Origin of the sequence: Marinobacter sp. 1_MG-2023 (assembly GCF_030549045.1) — a bacterium.
GTDB lineage: Bacteria > Pseudomonadota > Gammaproteobacteria > Pseudomonadales > Oleiphilaceae > Marinobacter.
Window position 1 is genome coordinate 842,753 of record NZ_JAUOST010000001.1, and the last position, 15,032, is coordinate 857,784.

At 54.6% G+C, this 15,032-nt stretch carries 12 protein-coding genes; 3 read left to right on the forward strand and 9 right to left on the reverse strand.

Annotated features, from left to right (window positions below):
• Positions 1-40: 40 nt before the first annotated feature.
• From Q4606_RS03865 to Q4606_RS03875, 3 genes are all read right to left on the reverse strand, one after another.
• Positions 41-778 carry a glutathione peroxidase gene (locus tag Q4606_RS03865; RefSeq protein WP_303606715.1) on the reverse strand — a complete coding sequence of 246 codons (738 nt, stop codon included), beginning with the start codon at positions 776-778 and terminating at the stop codon, positions 41-43.
• Between the two features lie 77 nt (positions 779-855).
• Entirely contained in the window at positions 856-1,662 is an 807-nt protein-coding gene (locus Q4606_RS03870) for a YihY/virulence factor BrkB family protein (RefSeq protein WP_303596501.1), read from the reverse strand.
• A 16-nt stretch (positions 1,663-1,678) separates the two neighbouring features.
• Complete coding sequence (locus tag Q4606_RS03875) at positions 1,679-1,879, reverse strand: PLDc N-terminal domain-containing protein (protein WP_303596500.1); 201 nt, start codon at positions 1,877-1,879, stop codon at positions 1,679-1,681.
• Between the two features lie 226 nt (positions 1,880-2,105).
• On the opposite strand from Q4606_RS03875, the gene Q4606_RS03880 reads away from it, so the two are divergent.
• Genes Q4606_RS03880 through Q4606_RS03890 form a run of 3 tightly spaced genes read left to right on the forward strand, consistent with a single transcriptional unit; the run spans position 2,106 to position 5,941 of the window.
• On the forward strand, positions 2,106-3,647 hold the full coding sequence (locus tag Q4606_RS03880; RefSeq protein ID WP_303606716.1) for a hypothetical protein: 1,542 nt from the start codon (positions 2,106-2,108) through the stop codon (positions 3,645-3,647).
• Positions 3,648-3,671: 24 nt separating this feature from the next.
• Positions 3,672-5,000: an NTP/NDP exchange transporter gene (locus Q4606_RS03885; protein ID WP_303606717.1), complete on the forward strand. Its 1,329-nt coding sequence runs from the start codon at positions 3,672-3,674 to the stop codon at positions 4,998-5,000.
• Entirely contained in the window at positions 4,997-5,941 is a 945-nt protein-coding gene (locus tag Q4606_RS03890) for an aldo/keto reductase (RefSeq protein WP_303606718.1), read from the forward strand. The genes Q4606_RS03885 and Q4606_RS03890 overlap by 4 nt, the downstream gene beginning before the upstream one ends.
• 16 nt (positions 5,942-5,957) lie before the next feature.
• Here Q4606_RS03890 and Q4606_RS03895 read toward each other — a convergent pair whose 3' ends face one another.
• The 6 genes from Q4606_RS03895 to ggpS all read right to left on the reverse strand — a co-directional run bounded on the left by Q4606_RS03895 (position 5,958) and on the right by ggpS (position 15,000).
• Positions 5,958-7,220, reverse strand: coding sequence for a TRAP transporter large permease (locus Q4606_RS03895; RefSeq protein WP_303596496.1), 1,263 nt, complete (start codon positions 7,218-7,220; stop codon positions 5,958-5,960).
• Positions 7,217-7,735 carry a TRAP transporter small permease gene (locus Q4606_RS03900; protein WP_303606719.1) on the reverse strand — a complete coding sequence of 173 codons (519 nt, stop codon included), beginning with the start codon at positions 7,733-7,735 and terminating at the stop codon, positions 7,217-7,219. Before Q4606_RS03900 ends, Q4606_RS03895 begins: the two co-directional genes overlap by 4 nt.
• On the reverse strand, positions 7,736-8,731 hold the full coding sequence (locus Q4606_RS03905) for a TRAP transporter substrate-binding protein (protein ID WP_303606720.1): 996 nt from the start codon (positions 8,729-8,731) through the stop codon (positions 7,736-7,738). It abuts the gene before it with no gap.
• Positions 8,732-8,984: 253 nt separating this feature from the next.
• The gene (locus Q4606_RS03910) at positions 8,985-11,069 is read right to left on the reverse strand and encodes a bifunctional diguanylate cyclase/phosphodiesterase (protein WP_303606721.1); all 2,085 of its coding nucleotides are present in this window, start codon (positions 11,067-11,069) and stop codon (positions 8,985-8,987) included.
• A 174-nt stretch (positions 11,070-11,243) separates the two neighbouring features.
• The gene (gene gtfA / locus Q4606_RS03915) at positions 11,244-12,686 is read right to left on the reverse strand and encodes a sucrose phosphorylase (RefSeq protein WP_303596492.1); all 1,443 of its coding nucleotides are present in this window, start codon (positions 12,684-12,686) and stop codon (positions 11,244-11,246) included.
• Positions 12,687-12,726: 40 nt separating this feature from the next.
• The gene (gene ggpS, locus Q4606_RS03920) at positions 12,727-15,000 is read right to left on the reverse strand and encodes a glucosylglycerol-phosphate synthase (RefSeq protein ID WP_303606722.1); all 2,274 of its coding nucleotides are present in this window, start codon (positions 14,998-15,000) and stop codon (positions 12,727-12,729) included.
• Positions 15,001-15,032: the final 32 nt, after the last annotated feature.

Below are 15,032 nucleotides of genomic sequence, written 5' to 3' on the forward strand. Positions count from 1 at the left end.
TATCCGTGCAGGCGCAGCTCAGTTCAGCTCGGTTCGGCGATCAGCGCAAGGCCATCGCGGCTTCGAGTTCATCGGCGCCACCAACCAGTTGACCGTCGATAAACACCTGAGGGGTTGTGCCTTTTCCTGTCACTGCCTGCAGTGTGCTATACGACAGGCCAGCGCCGCCCAGTGTGATTTCTTCATACTTGTAGCCCTTGCTCTGTAGCAGCGTTTTAGCGCGGGTACAGTGTGGGCATCCGGGTTTTGTAAATATGCTGACCCGTGCCGGTAAGGTTACATCCGGCTTCATGTAATGAAGCATTGTGTCGGCGTCTGATACTTCAAACGGGTCGCCAGGCTTGTCTGGCTCAATAAACATCTTTTCAATGGTGCCGTTTTTGACCAGCATGGAATAGCGCCAGCTGCGGTCGCCAAACCCTATGTCACTCTTGTTGACCAGCATGCCCATCCCGCGGGAAAAGTCGCCGTTACCGTCGGGAATAAATTCGATGTTGTCAGCGTGCTGGTCTTCCGCCCACGCCTGCATCACGAACGGATCGTTCACTGAAAGGCAGACTACCCGATCTACACCAAGCTCTTTGAAAACCGGTGCCAGCTCGTTGTATCGCGGTAAATGCGTGCTCGAACAGGTTGGTGTAAACGCGCCCGGCAAGGCGAACAAAACGACTGTTTGATCGTTGAATAACTCGTTGCTGGTTATAGATTTCCACTCGTTATCCTGGCGAATAGGAAACGTAACCTCGGGGACCTTCTTACCTTCTGATGAACTTAACATTTTAAACTCCCTGGAGTTCATGGGTTTCTTTTCGAAAACGAAACTGTATAGCAATCAATCGCCTCAGGACACTGTATTCAGTCCGGGGAAACATACCAAGGCAAGCCCAATCGTTCGCTTCGTTCCAGCTCTGCGATTACCTGGGCACCAAGTAACAGGATAATAGACGCAATTTCCAGGCTGATCAGTATGACAATGATGGTCGCCAGTGAGCCATAGATTGCATTGACGAATGATACGTTGAGAAAGTAATACATCAGCAAAAGGCGGGTAGTTTCCCAGAGAATCGCTGCCACCAGACCACCCACCAAAGCTCTCCGGGGAGAGATGCGCACAATGGGTAAAACCTTATAGATAGAGCTGAACAGCGCAAATACACCCAGGAAACTGATCAGATACAGAGTTAGCCCCGGGGCGTCATACAATGCGTTGATCAGGCTGAATAGGAGCGTCAGGGCAAGCAGGCCGGCGCCCAATACCAGGATGAAGGCATAGGGTAGCGCCGCGGACACCCAGAAACTGCGGTGAGGGTTGTCTGGCCGGTGGAAAATGATTGCAATGGAATCTTCCAGCATACGGAAAGCAAACGAACTGAAGAACAACATCACTGGTAAACCGACAATGCCGATGATGTCCCTTGAATCCATGAACGCCCGGACCGCATCCAGCAGCAGGCTCGCGTTGCCGGGGGCAAAGTGCTGTGCCTGTACTGACATAACTTCCAACAGTTGCTCCTCGTCGACCACCCGAGTGAGCAATACCGCCAGCAGAGCAAGCATGGGCACTGCCGACAGCAGAACGTTGTAGCCAACCCCGCCTGCCAGCAATATGCCGTGATTGCGCAGAAAGTTGCGTATCACCCGCTGGGAGAATTGTAGAAACATTCCCGGCACTGGCGAACTACCCTCTGGGGCCGAATAGATACCAGATGATCAGGCCGACAAGAGGGAAGAAAATCAGAACGATAATCCAGAGCACTTTGGCGAGGGTGCTGGCGCTGCTTTTGGTGACGTTAATAATGGCCATAATAACGATGATCAGCCAGATCAGGCTCAACAGGCCACCGAAAACATTTCCTAAACTGCTGAACAAACTATCCATGTAGCTCTCCTGGGGAATATCGGAACCGGGTGATCCCGCTTCGGACAATAGAGGCAAAGGCTGAGCCGTTCAATCGACCCCACTCGCTAATACAAACATAGGGCCGGGGTGTGTGCAAATAAGGCGTAGTGAATGCTCTGTAACAGTTCAGGTGTCGCCGGCGTGTTGCATTGGCGGGGCTGTCTGTTATAGATAGAACGATTGAGGTTGGGCTATCGGCATCAACATGCTGTTTGTTGGTTCTGGCGTCGCTCCGGTTTCGGAGTTGCTGGCTGAACGTCAAAAACAGGGGTCAGCGCCAATGAATCGAAGAATAACGACATACCGCACCAACTCCGATCAGCACAAGTTCGCATTCGGCGCAGCGCTGAAGAAACGCTTTCAGTTATTTTTGATCGCTTCTTTCCTGCTGCTTTCCGGCTGCCTGACTGTCTCCGATAATGCAGTCGTATTCCGAGACCATTTATTAAGTGAACATGAGCTTCGCGAGCTATCGGGTGTTTATCTTCGGATCGAGGATAAAGACTACGTCTGGTACTTATCGATTTCAGATTCATTGGGTTCATGGAGCCCGCCATTTACGCCAGCGCATCCTGGCGAGGCTGGATCTACTGAACCCGCTAAAGCCTTACCGGCAGTTAAATTCAGCTTCCAGACAGGCAATCAAAAAACTGTGACGCATTATTCTGGTGTTGCAGTCTTGTCGTGGGTTCCTGGCACTGAACGTGTATTAGCCACAGTTCCTGCGAAGTCTCTTGCGAAGAGGGATGATCGCACAGGCAAGCTGAAACCTTACCTGCATGGGAACGAGAATGTTGAGAGGAACCTGTTTTTCACACTGGAGCCTGCCCCCGGGGGGTTAACTGTTGGTGCTTTTACGTCAAAAGGGCTCGTACCTGAAAGAGTCGTTTCATCGCCGGAGGTTTTGAGTGACATTTCGAATATGATGAAACAGCCTGAATTTGTTGCTATCAATTTGAAAGACGGTACGTTTCAAGACAATTTTAAGGCACAGTCAATATTAGCTGTGGGGTATGACCGCCAACAGAAAGAGTTAGCTTCTTTGAGTCAGGACCGAGTAGCAAACCAAGCGGCAACACCGCCTCAAGTTGCTACCACCCCCGTCAGAAAGCCCATAGTAAAGCTGGATAATCCTCACGGCTGGTACGAAGTTTCAAGTTCCGGAATAGCCCAGATAACTGTGACCAGGCACAAGCCATCTCTGGGCTATGATTTTGTCAGTATCGTTCACACGTCAGCAGATCCCAGGCTTGCTCGCCGAAATCAGAAAGCCAATAAAGGCACTTGGCACAACAGTCTTGGAAACTGGGTATCGAATGATTATATGCAAGCCGTTAGTGACGCTTGTGGTCGCGAGACCTATGGGGCGACACGGGCGCATTATCTGGAACCGGTTTTCGAGAAAGGAGGTGTGCAAAGACGGGGAATCTACCGGTTCAAGAATTCAAGCAACCAAAGGTTCTGCAGGATAGGGAATTTTAATGGGAGAACCTGCGCGTTTATTTCCTGTGCAAAATGGTCTGACCATCCGGACTACAAACACAGCGCAGGGGCGTATCTGGTGCGGGACCTCGCTGAAGCAAAGAAACTATTCGAAAACATGGAAAGCTGGTCGTACAACAAACATGGTGTAGGGTCGGTTCCGAAAACTTCCTCTCAGCAAAGCGGCAACGGCGGCTATAGCGCTTCTGAGGATGCAAGACAATCAACTTACGATGCGGCAATCGACCTATGGCTGGATAATTAACACCTTGGCCTCAGGAGAGCTTTCATGCGTCACCCGTTCCAGAACGCCTTCAACCTCCACCGACATGAAGTCCTGCCGGTCTTTGTAGCTGTCCTGTATTTTTTCTGTGTCCTGACTGCGCTGATGGTGCTTCGGCCCGCCCGGGAGGCGCTGGGTATTCAGGGCGGCATCGACACGGTTCGCTGGCTGTTCATTGGCACGGCGGTGGTTACACTGGCCGTTAACCCGGTGTTTGGGTGGCTGGTCAGCAAATTACCCCGGCGTCTGTTTATCTCTGCAACTTACCTGTTTTTCAGTGCCAGCCTGCTGGTTTTCTACGGTTTGATGACGCTAACCCCCAATGTGATTGGTGTAACCACCGGACAGGTGTTCTATGTGTGGTTCAGCGTGTTCAACCTGTTCGTAACCATGGTGTTTTGGGCGCTGATGGCGGATCGTTTCTCGTTTGAGCAGGGGAAGCGCTTTTTCGGGTTAATTGCGGTTGGAGGCACCCTGGGCGCTATTTTCGGGCCCTGGCTGGCGGGGCGCCTCGCCCAGCCATTGGGCACACCGGCTCTTTTATTGGTAGCCACCGGCTTTCTGGTTCTGGCACTGATTTCTGCTCTGGTGCTCACCCGTCTGCAGCCCCATTCGCCGTCACAGCGTCATAGCCCGGAAGATCCGCTTCCCGTCGATGAGCATGCACGCATCGGAGGCAGTGCCTGGGAAGGTTTGCGGGCGGTCTGCCGTTCCCGCTACCTGATGGGTATTGCGGCTTACGTGGTGATTCTTGCCGTGATGGCCACCTTCATCTACTTCACCCGGCTGCATATGGTGGCAGCCATGGGAGAAAGCACCGACCTGCGCACCACGCTGTTTGCCCGAATTGATCTGATAACCCAGATTGCCACTCTGGTGATGCAAGCGCTGGTGGCAGGGCATTTGATGAAACGCCTTGGGGTCTCTGTAACCCTGGCGTTGTTGCCGCTGACGGCTGCACTGGGTTTTGTTGGCCTTGCGATGGTGGGTTCATTCGCGGCTTTGGTGGTATTCGAAGCCACCTTCAGGGCGGTGCAGCGGTCGCTGATGCGTCCAGCTCGGGAAACCCTGTACACCGTTGCCAGCCGCGAGGAAAAATACAAGGCCAAGGCGTTTATCGATACCTTTGTTTATCGCTCGGGTGATGTGGTGGGCGCCCAGACAGAAGGCCTTCTGACTCGTTTAGGAATGGGCCTTGCCGGCATAGCCGCTGTTGCTGTTCCGCTTGCCCTGATGTGGGCGGTTCTGGCTTTCTGGCTTGGACGATCCCAGAAACAAAAGGCGCTGGCCTACGAGTTAGCCGGTGCAGAGCAAGAGAGGAGAATGCCATCATGATATCCCGTCGTACCTATCTCAAACTGGCGATGGCGGCCGGCGCCAGCCTGGCCATGCGGCCTGGCCTGTTGTGGGCAGAAGACCGCAAGCTTGAATTGATCACCCGCCCCATCCCTTCCACAGGCGAGCGCCTGCCGGGTGTCGGCCTGGGCAGTTCTGCCAGCTTCTCCAGCACCGCCCGAAGCGAGGATTTTGACGCGTTGCGGGAAGTGCTGGCTGCGCTGATTAAAGAGGGCGGTTCGGTATTTGATACAGCACCGGGCTACGGGGCGTCTGAGGAAGTGGCCGGGAAAATCGCCAATGAGCTGGGCATTGTCGATAAGTTGTTCTGGGCGACCAAACTGAACGCAGCTGGCTGGGGTGGGCGTACCGCTAACATGGACGATGCCCGGGCCCAGATAGAAACCTCTTTTGAGCGGATCGGCAAAAACCCCATCGACCTGATCCAGGTCCACAACATGGCGGACATCCCTAACCAGCTTGGCCTGCTAAAGGAGCTTCGGACCGATGGCCGGGTACGCTACATCGGGGTGACGACGACCTTTCAGCGCCAATACGAGGGCCTGGAAGAGGTGATGAAGAAGGAGCCCATTGATTTTATCGGCGTTGATTACGCCGTTGACAACCTGACCATGGAAGAACGTATTTTGCCACTGGCCAAAGACAAGGGCATTGCCGTGCTCATATACGCGCCGTTTGGTCGCTCTCGTCTGTGGGAGAAGGTAAGAGGCAAGGAGCTACCGGAGTGGGCAGCAGAGTTTGATGCTCATTCCTGGGCTCAGTTCTTCCTGAAGTTTGTGCTTTCAAACCCCGTGGTGACGGCTGCCACACCCGCGACCAGCAAAGCCCGGCATATGATCGATAACATGGGTGGGGCCATGGGCGCGCTGCCTGATGAGACATTGCGCAAGCGAATGGTGGCGCATGTTGATAGCCTGTGAAATTCTCGCTGGCTGGTCAGGAGCCTGACCAGCCAGCGAGAATCGGCACGTAAACGATTAACAGCAATACGCTGATCAAGGTCAGCAAGTATGGAATGATCGCCCGGGTGATGCGCTCCAGCGGCAGTTGTGTGATCGAGGATGCCACATAAAGGTTGATCGCCACCGGCGGAGTTATCATGCCTATCGCCAATCCCACCACGATGACTATGCCGAAGTGAATCGGGTCGATTCCGAGCTGGAGTACCAGCGGCAGCAACACCGGAGTCAGGATGATCAGGGCGCTGGCGGTTTCAATGAATACGCCGGTCAGCAGGATTACTCCTACCACCAGAAGCATGATCACGTATGGGTTGGTGGAGATGGAAAGCACGGCTTGAGCAATGGCGCCGGGTACCTGCCAGCTGGAAAGTGTCCAGCTCAGCACCGCCGAGGTGGCGATCACCAGCATGATCACCGATGTGGTAATTGCCGAGCGAATCAGAATTCGATACACATCGCGTGGTTTGAGATCGCGGTAGATGAACAATGACACCATGAGTGCGTAGTTTACGGCTACCACAGCCGCCTCACTCGGGGTGAAAATGCCAGAAAAGATCCCTCCCAGAATGATCACCGGTGTCATCAAGCCCCAGCTTGCACTTTTCAGCGTGCGCCAGATGGTGCGCAGCGAGAGCGTCGTGCCTTTTGGATACTGGCGCTTGTAGGCCTGGGTAATGGCAATTGCCATCAAACCCAACCCCATAGCCAGCCCCGGCAAAAAGCCGTTCAGGAACAGCTCGGTTACCGATTGCTGAGCAATCACGGCATAGATAATCATGGGCACAGAAGGCGGGATCACCACGCCCAGGGTACCGCTTGCGGCAATCAGGCTGGCGGCAGATGCAGGGTCATAGCCTTTCTTGCGCAGTTCCGGAACCAGGCTTGATCCTACTGCCGCCGTGGTCGCAGCTCCGGAGCCAGAAATCGCTGCGAAGAACATACCTGCCATCACCGACACCAAAGACAGGCCCCCACGCAGGAAACCGAAAAGGGAGTCAGCGAAGTTCACCAGCCTTTCGCTTACCTTGCCCTGAGCCATCAGGTCGCCGGCCAGAATGAACATCGGAATGGCCACCAGGGCAAACGAATTGATGCCCTGAAACATCTGCTGGGTGACCACCATCAGTGGCACCCCGGCCTGGCTCAGTGCAATCATGGTGCTGGCGCCTATTGCCAATGCAATCGGCACGCCCAGAAGCATAAGCCCGAAGAAGAGCCCGAACAGAAGCAACGTCATGGCGCGGGACCCTCAACACGTTCGCCATCCACAATCAGCTCTACCACGTCGACCAAGGCATACCAGCACATTATCGCGGCGCTCAGGGGAATTACGGCGTAAACGTAGGTCATGGACAAACGCAGTGAGGCGGATTTCTGAAAGCTTTGAACCTGCATGTAGCGATACCCGATCACTACAAGAGTCACCAGAAAAGCCAGCACTGCCAGCGTGGCAACAATGCGTGCGACCTGCCGAAGTCGCACAGGTAGCGCATCTACGGCAAAGGTTACGGCGATATGCCGGCCACGCTGAAACGCCAGAGTGCTTGCCAAAAAGGTAATCCAGACCAGCAGAAAGCGGCTGACCTCTTCGGTCCAGCCGACCGCGCTGAACAGCACACGGGATACGATCTGCAGGGTAATCACTGCGATCAATGCCGCCATAGCCGCAAAGACCACGGGCTGGAGAATTGCATCCAGCCCGCGCTCAACTCGCTTCAGCGGCCTCAGCACCGATTGAGTTGCTAATGCCACTTACTTGAGCGCCTCCTGAATGCGCGGCAGGTAGTCGCCGAACTCTTTGCCGTACTGCTCGTAAACCGGTTTTACTGCAGACTGGAAAGCTTTTATGTCCGGCTCGTCGTTGATCTGCATACCAGCTGCCCTGAGTTCCTCGAGTTGCTTTGATGCCATCTCGGCATTTACCTGGCGCTCATGCTCTGCGGCTTCCTGAGCGGCCTGGCTCAGCACGTCCTGAGCAGCTTTCGGTAGTTTGTTCCACGCGGGCATGCCCATAACGAAGATGGCCGGGGCATAGGTATGCCGGGAAAGGGTCATGTAATTCTGGGTTTCATTGAGCTTGAATGAGTGAACCACGTTGACCGGGTTTTCTTGCCCGTCGATGGTGCCCTGCTGCATGGCTGTCAGGGCTTCCGTCCACGCCATCGGAATGGCGTTGGCACCTAATGCCCGGAAGGTATCCACATACACCGGGTTCTCCATTACACGAATGCGCAGGCCATCCAGATCCTCGGGAGTGTTAACCGGGCGCTCGCTGTTGGTCAGATTGCGAAAGCCGCGCTCTGCATAGGCCAGGCCTTTCAGGTTAACCTCAGAAAGCTTGTCCAGCAGTTCCTGGCCAATGGGCCCATCGAGCACTTCATAAGCGGCTTGTGGTGAGGGGAACAGAAACGGGAGTTCGAAAACCGCCATCTCTTCTACAAAGTTGGCTACCGGCCCGTTGGTGATCACACCCATATCCACAGTGCCAATCTGCATGCCTTCGAGCAAGGTACGTTCGTCACCCAGAGAAGCGTTCGGATAAAGCTCGATGCTTACCGCACCCTCGGTACGCTCGGCCACCAAATCCTGAAATTTTACAGCGGCTATGTGAAAGCCATCCTGCTCGTTGACCACGTGTGCCAGTCGCAGGGTAACGGGGTCCATATCGGTGAAATCGGAGGCAAAAGCTGTGCTGGCCAGGGCCAGTGAAATGCTTAGCGCCAGCGTATTCAGGCTGAGTTTTGTCATTGTAATTGTCCTTGATTAATCAGGCGATAACGCGTTTGAAAAATGCACCCCCGCTGAAGATGGGGAGAGTGGTGGGAGCTTAGTTTATTTTATGAAGAAAATCGATTGGCAGGGGGCTATCGATGGGGGAGTGTCAGGGCTCTCAAAACACTACAAACAGGTGGCCTGGCTGCACCGGTTCGTTGTTTGTTCCTTGCTGCGTTGCGGCTCGAAAAATGCCGCAACGCACCGGGTGAAGTAGGGTTGAATCAGGCTAAGTAGTAACGAGCGTTGGCTCAGCGCGTTTGGTCAGATGAGCAATGCTATCGAACAATACATCAGGCGCGGCGGGCCGGGCTAGCAGGTAGCCTTGCAAGGTATTGCAGCCCAGGCGAGTCAGCAGTGCCTGCTGGTCTGAGGTTTCAACACCTTCGGCGACAATCCTCATACCCAACGTCTTGCCCAGGGCAATAATGGCCTGAATGATCGCTTCGTCATCGTTGCCCTGGGCCAGTTCAGTTATAAAGCCCCGATCGATTTTCAGCTCATCGGCTGGCAGGCGCTTCAGGTACAGCAAACTTGAGTAACCTGTGCCAAAGTCGTCGATAGAAATGGACACGCCAAGCTCAGACAGTTTGTTCAGCACCTTCAGGCTGGTCTCGGCATCGCGCATGGCGGTGGATTCAGTGATCTCAAGCACCAGGTGTGAAGCAGACAACGAGTTGCGCATCAGTGCCGAACGAACAACGTCCACCAGGCTGTCGTGTTCAAGTTGCACAGCGGAAAGATTGACCGCCACACTCCAGTCCTGATGGCCTTGCTCGTACCAGGTCCGCATTTGCCGGCAGGCTTCGTTGATAACCCAATTGCCAATGGGCACGATCAACCCGGAGCTTTCGGCCAGAGGCAAAAAGCGATCTGGTGACAGGAAACCGTGGTCGGGGCTTTGCCACCTTAGCAAGGCTTCCAACCCGGTCATGGGTCCGTTCGGAGCGACAACTTTGGGTTGATAGTGCAAAACCAGCTCGTTGCGATCAATCGCGTTTCGCAGGTTTTGTTGCATCTGCATTTGCAGGTGTACATCGGCGTTCATGCTGTGTTCGAAAAAACAGTAACCGTTACGGCCCTGCTTTTTGGCGTGGTACATGGCGGCGTCGGCGTTCACCATCAGCTCGTGTCCGGTCTCACCATCCTGAGGGTAAATGGCGATACCTACGCTGGTAGATATTTTCAGGTGATTATTCAAAGCCTCGTAAGGCTCTTCTATTTTATCAATCAACCGCTGGGCAAAACCGGCTGAATTTTCCGGGGTGCCGGGTTCCATCAGCAGTATAAATTCGTCCCCTCCAAGCCTTGCAGCCGTATCCCCCTCGCGCTTGCTCGATAGGAGGCGCTGAGAGACTTCCTTCAGCAAAAGGTCTCCCACATGGTGCCCGTGCATGTCGTTAATGGCCTTGAAACCGTCGAGGTCGAGGAAAAGCACTGCAAACTCATTCTTGCTTCTCTCTGCCCGATGTATGGCCTGCTCCAGCCGGTCACCCAGAAGAACACGATTTGGGAGGCGGGTCAGGTTGTCATGCAAAGCCAGCTTGATCAGTTCGTTGTTGGCGTCATCAAGTGAAGTGGACAGGCGGTTTGTGCGCACATCGAGCATGGACACAATCAGCGCAATGGCAAAAACCGCGAGGCTCACAATGATGACCAGTATGGCCAGCCATTTGGCATCAATGCCACTGTTTGCGGCACCGCAGAAGCTATTGAGGGGGAACTTGGAAGCGGCCATTCCTGTGTAGTGCATACCGATGATGGCGCAGCCCATAACCAGCGATGCACCTATGCGGCTAAATGTGGCCCGTTTGGTTTCCTCGCGAAGCCGAAAAGCCAGCCAGAGAGCGCCCAGAGAGGCGACAATAGCGATAACAATGGACAGCACAACTAACCAGGGTACATAAAAAATGTGCGGATTCATGAGCATTGCTTCCATGCCGGTATAGTGCATGGAGGCGATGCCCAGCCCCATCAGAACACCGCCGGACAACAGCCGCCTCAAAGGCAATTTGTCCTGGCACACCAGGTAAAGTGCGAACGCAGAGGATGCGATGGCAATAAGCAATGAAAGCAGGGTTAGCGGGACGTCATAGCCCAGATCAATGGGAAGGCTGAAAGCGAGCATACCGACAAAATGCATCGACCAGATGCCAAACCCCATGGCAAACGAGCCGCCGACCAGCCAGAAAAGAGCCGTCTTGCCCGAGGCATTGGAGACGCGGCTGGCCATGTTGAGGGCAGTGTAGGATGCGAGAATGGCGACTATGATGGAACAGGCAACTAAAACCCCGTTGTAACTGCTTTCTAACATCGAGAACCTATATTGTTTGAGGGTGCAGCCTGGAGAGCAATAAAATTGGCTTATTCATCAGTACTTCAATAAGCCATATTTTATGGTAGGTAATTGATCGTTAGGTAGGGCAATTATGTTTTATTGCGTGACGAGAATGTTTAGCTGATATGACATTTTGAGCAGGCTCGGCGCCTAACAATCCAGGCGCCGAGTTTCCCCGCTTTGCACATCAAGGTACTCGACCTTTACCGTATTAAAGTTCAGATCCACGAACAGGTGGCAGTAATATTCCCCATGTCGCCAGGCCATGGCGACGCTGGAATCGTTGGAGTAGTTCAGCTCGAAGTGGCCATCGAAAGCGGGGTAGTTGCTGCGAAACTTCATCAGGCTCAGCAGGCGTTGCACCACTGGTTTCTGCATCTCCTGCTCTACTTCGTCCAGGCTGTAATAATGCCGGTTGATGTCGCGTAGTTCGCCGGTTTGTTCCATCAGTTCCTGATCGTTACAACCCGCCAGAAGCCCCACGTAATACACCTGCGGAATGCCCGGTGTGAAAAACTGGATGGCCCGGGCAGCAATGTAGGCATCGTCGTTCTGCATCAGAGCATCATAGAAGGTGCAGGTAAGCTGGTAGATAGCGCCCACGCTGTGAATATTCGCTGCAGAGCGGCGCAGAATCGGGTCGGCGCTGCGGGCGTCGATGTTATCGATCAGCACTCTGATCTTGTCATCCGGCAGCACCCCTTCAACGTCGGGTATGCAAATGCCATCGTGGGTATCCAGCACGGTTACCATGTTGCGCGGGCACATGCGCAGCCAGTTCTTCAGGTAAACACTGTTGGCGTCGAGCAGTGAGTAGAGCAGCAAGGGTGGCAGGGCAAATCCGTAAGGATGCATGTTGCGCCGGCTGATGGCGTACTGATAACTGGTGTGGTCGTGCACTTCTGGCAGACACTCGGCCCCGTGCTTGAGGGCCACTTCGTTGATCCAGTCCAGAATGCGGTAAACCTCTGGCTCCACCAGAAAACAACTGGTGCCGATGCGTTTGGTGGTGTAGCCAAAGGCGTCCAGCCGCAGCAGGTTTACGCCTTTGGAGGTCAGAAAACCGATGTAGCTTTCCATCAACCTGTAGGCCAGATCGGCGTCGTAATTGAGGTCGACCTGCTGTTCGGTGAAGGTGCACCACACCCGGGTTTTGGTGCCATCGGCGAAAGTCACTTCCCGGAAAGGTTCTTTTTCCTTACGGATATGAATCTTGGCCATGTCGTCCGGCGATATCTCACCGAACTTGTCCACGTGTACGAACAGATCGGCGTATTCGGAGTCGAACCCCTTGGCGATGAAATCCCGGAACTCCGGGGATTCATCAGAGATATGATTCACCGTCAGATCCACACACAGATCGTATTTCTGTGTGAAGGCTTCAATGTCGTCCCAGTCGCCGAAGGCGGGGTCGACTTCCTTGTGAGTCAGGGGTGAGAAACCGCCGTCTGCATTGGAGGGAAAAAACGGCAGTATGTGCAGCCCGCCGATGGCTTCCGAAAGGTGCTTGTCCACCACCGTGTGAAGGTCTTTAAGATCTTTACCAATCCGGTCGGGATAGCAGATCAGCTGAACGGCATTTTTGAGCAGCATGGCAGGGCTCCTGCGTTATCAATTATCGGATAAAAACCAATCAGGCCGCGCTCTGGCCCAGCGATACGACTTTTTTCAGTTTGCTGAGGCGCCGCTGTTCCACTGTCTCGATAAACTCGTCGCCCCAGTAGCTTATGTCGTAGCGACACACGATTTCGAAAGCCTCGCTCAAGCGGTTTCTGGCTTCATCCGGGCTCATGGCCAATGCGTAGTAACAGGTGTCTGCCAGGTCCTGTGGGTGGTGGGGGTTGGCCAGTATGGCACCCCGAAGTTCAGCCGCTGCTCCGGCAAACTCGGACAACACCAGCACCCCGCAGCCCTTGGTGAGCCCCTGGGTAGCAATGTATTCCTTGGCGACCAGGTTAAGGCCATCACGCAAGGGGGTAATCCACATCACATCGGCCATGGTGTAATAAGCAACCAGTTCCTCGAAGGGCAGGGCGCGGAAGAAGAATTGCACCGGGGTCCAGCCCACCTGAGCAAACTGGCCATTGATACGGCCCACGGTCTGTTCAATCTGCGCCAGCAGTTCTTCGTAGATGGTCATGCCTTTCGCGGCGGGCACACACACCATCATCAGAGTGACCTTGGTTTCCAGTTCCGGATGCTCGGTCAGCATGCGCTCGTATGCCTGCAGCTTTTCCAGAATGCCCTTGGTGAAATCAAGGCGTTCCACAGAAAGGATCAGCCGGATGCCTTCGAGTTCTTCTCTGAGAGTCTCCATACGGGCAATGACATCGGTATCTGCAAGGGCGTTGCGAACACGGCTCAGATCCAGCCCCACCGGGTGTGCACCAAGGCCTATCTTGCGTTCGTTCACGGTAATTTCGGTGCTCATCTCGTCCAGGCCCACGGCGCAGCCGTAAGTCAGGAATCGAGGTGCGCAGCCGGCTTTTTTGGTGACTTCCAGAGGTGTAACGCCGCGGGCCACATCCACGAAATTCTCGGCTTGGCGGGGAATATGGAACCCGATGTGATCGCACTGCAGCAGGCTACTGATAATTTCCCGGCGCCAGGGTAAAACGTTGAACACATCGGCAGAGGGGAAATAGGTGTGATGGAAAAAAGCGATGGTCAGATCCGGGCGCAGCTCTCGCAGAAAGGCCGGCACCATCCACAAATTGTAATCGTGGATCCACACCACGGCATTGTCTGCTGCCTCCGCCGCCGTGCGTTCAGCGAAGAGTTTGTTGACCTTGAGGAACACCTGCCAGTGATCATCCCGGAAGGTGGCGCGTTCCCAGAAGGTGTGCAGGGTGGGCCAGAAGGCTTCTTTGGAGAAGCGCTTGTAGAAGATATCGACTTCTTCGGCGGTTAACCCAACCCGTGCGGCTACGAGTTTTTCATAGCGGCTGGTGTCCACTTCGGTGTGGGTCTGGAAGGGCCCCAGTTCCGGGTCATCAATCGACCAGGCCACCCAGGATCCGGCTTTGCCATCGGCAAAGAAGCTCAGCAGAGTGGGAATGATGCCGTTGGGCGAACGGGGCCGGCGTCGGATCAGTTGGCCGTTCTCTACCACTTCTTCATAGGGCAGGCGGTGGTACACGATAACCAGGTCCGATTTACCCGATCGCATGGTATCCGGAATTTCAGCATCTATACCGGCGTGGCCCAGAAACCCGAAGTGTTCAAAGGCTTCGAGAATACCGCCACAGCCGGTCGCGTCTGCGTGATACACCCGTGCCTGCTGTTCGGTTTCCTCCAGCAGACTGGCCTCCGAGGCGCCAACGCAAACCCCTTTAAAGCTTTGCTGATACATCGACAGATCGTTCAGGGTGTCGCCTGCCACCAGAACTGTTTCCGGGTCGGCGCCCAGGTGCTCAATCAGACGGGTAAGAGTACTGCCCTTGTTAACACCCCGGGGCAGAATGTCCAGATACTTGCCAGCGGAGAAGAGCACGTCGCAGGACAAGGCTTCCGCTTTGGCTTTCAGTTCCTCACCCACTGCAGTGCTGTGGCAGAAGTAGGAAACGCGGCGTTCCTGAGGCACTTCCTGGCGCTGCAGGCCTTCGAACGACGTCAGCGCCGCCTCGATGATCTGTTCGCCGGGCCAGATATCGTCGATTTCGCCCTGCAAGGGCTGTATGGCCTGCTGGGAATCCCCATGGACAACGGTGCAGCCCACGTCGCAGATGATGTAATCGGGCTGGGGGATGGTCGGGTCAGATAGTAGTGGCAATACCGACTCCAATCCTCGACCGGTTACGAACACCAGTTGGATTTCCGGGTGGGCGGCGATCAGTTGGTACAGCCTGAGGCGATTCTCCGGATCACCCGCAAGAAAGGTTCCGTCAAGATCGGTGGCAAGTAACATGATGGTGCACTCCTGTCTGCATGTTTCCTTAC

Coding starts and splice junctions, on each gene's coding strand:
- Q4606_RS03895 (WP_303596496.1), bottom strand. CDS start 7,220: ATGACGTTGCTTCTGTTCGGGCTCTTCTTCGGGCTTATGCTTCTGGGC.
- Q4606_RS03905 (WP_303606720.1), bottom strand. CDS start 8,731: ATGACAAAACTCAGCCTGAATACGCTGGCGCTAAGCATTTCACTGGCC.
- Q4606_RS03890 (WP_303606718.1), top strand. CDS start 4,997: ATGATATCCCGTCGTACCTATCTCAAACTGGCGATGGCGGCCGGCGCC.
- Q4606_RS03885 (WP_303606717.1), top strand. CDS start 3,672: ATGCGTCACCCGTTCCAGAACGCCTTCAACCTCCACCGACATGAAGTC.
- Q4606_RS03870 (WP_303596501.1), bottom strand. CDS start 1,662: ATGTTTCTACAATTCTCCCAGCGGGTGATACGCAACTTTCTGCGCAAT.
- Q4606_RS03875 (WP_303596500.1), bottom strand. CDS start 1,879: ATGGATAGTTTGTTCAGCAGTTTAGGAAATGTTTTCGGTGGCCTGTTG.
- ggpS (WP_303606722.1), bottom strand. CDS start 15,000: ATGTTACTTGCCACCGATCTTGACGGAACCTTTCTTGCGGGTGATCCG.
- Q4606_RS03910 (WP_303606721.1), bottom strand. CDS start 11,069: ATGTTAGAAAGCAGTTACAACGGGGTTTTAGTTGCCTGTTCCATCATA.
- Q4606_RS03880 (WP_303606716.1), top strand. CDS start 2,106: ATGCTGTTTGTTGGTTCTGGCGTCGCTCCGGTTTCGGAGTTGCTGGCT.
- Q4606_RS03865 (WP_303606715.1), bottom strand. CDS start 778: ATGTTAAGTTCATCAGAAGGTAAGAAGGTCCCCGAGGTTACGTTTCCT.
- gtfA (WP_303596492.1), bottom strand. CDS start 12,686: ATGCTGCTCAAAAATGCCGTTCAGCTGATCTGCTATCCCGACCGGATT.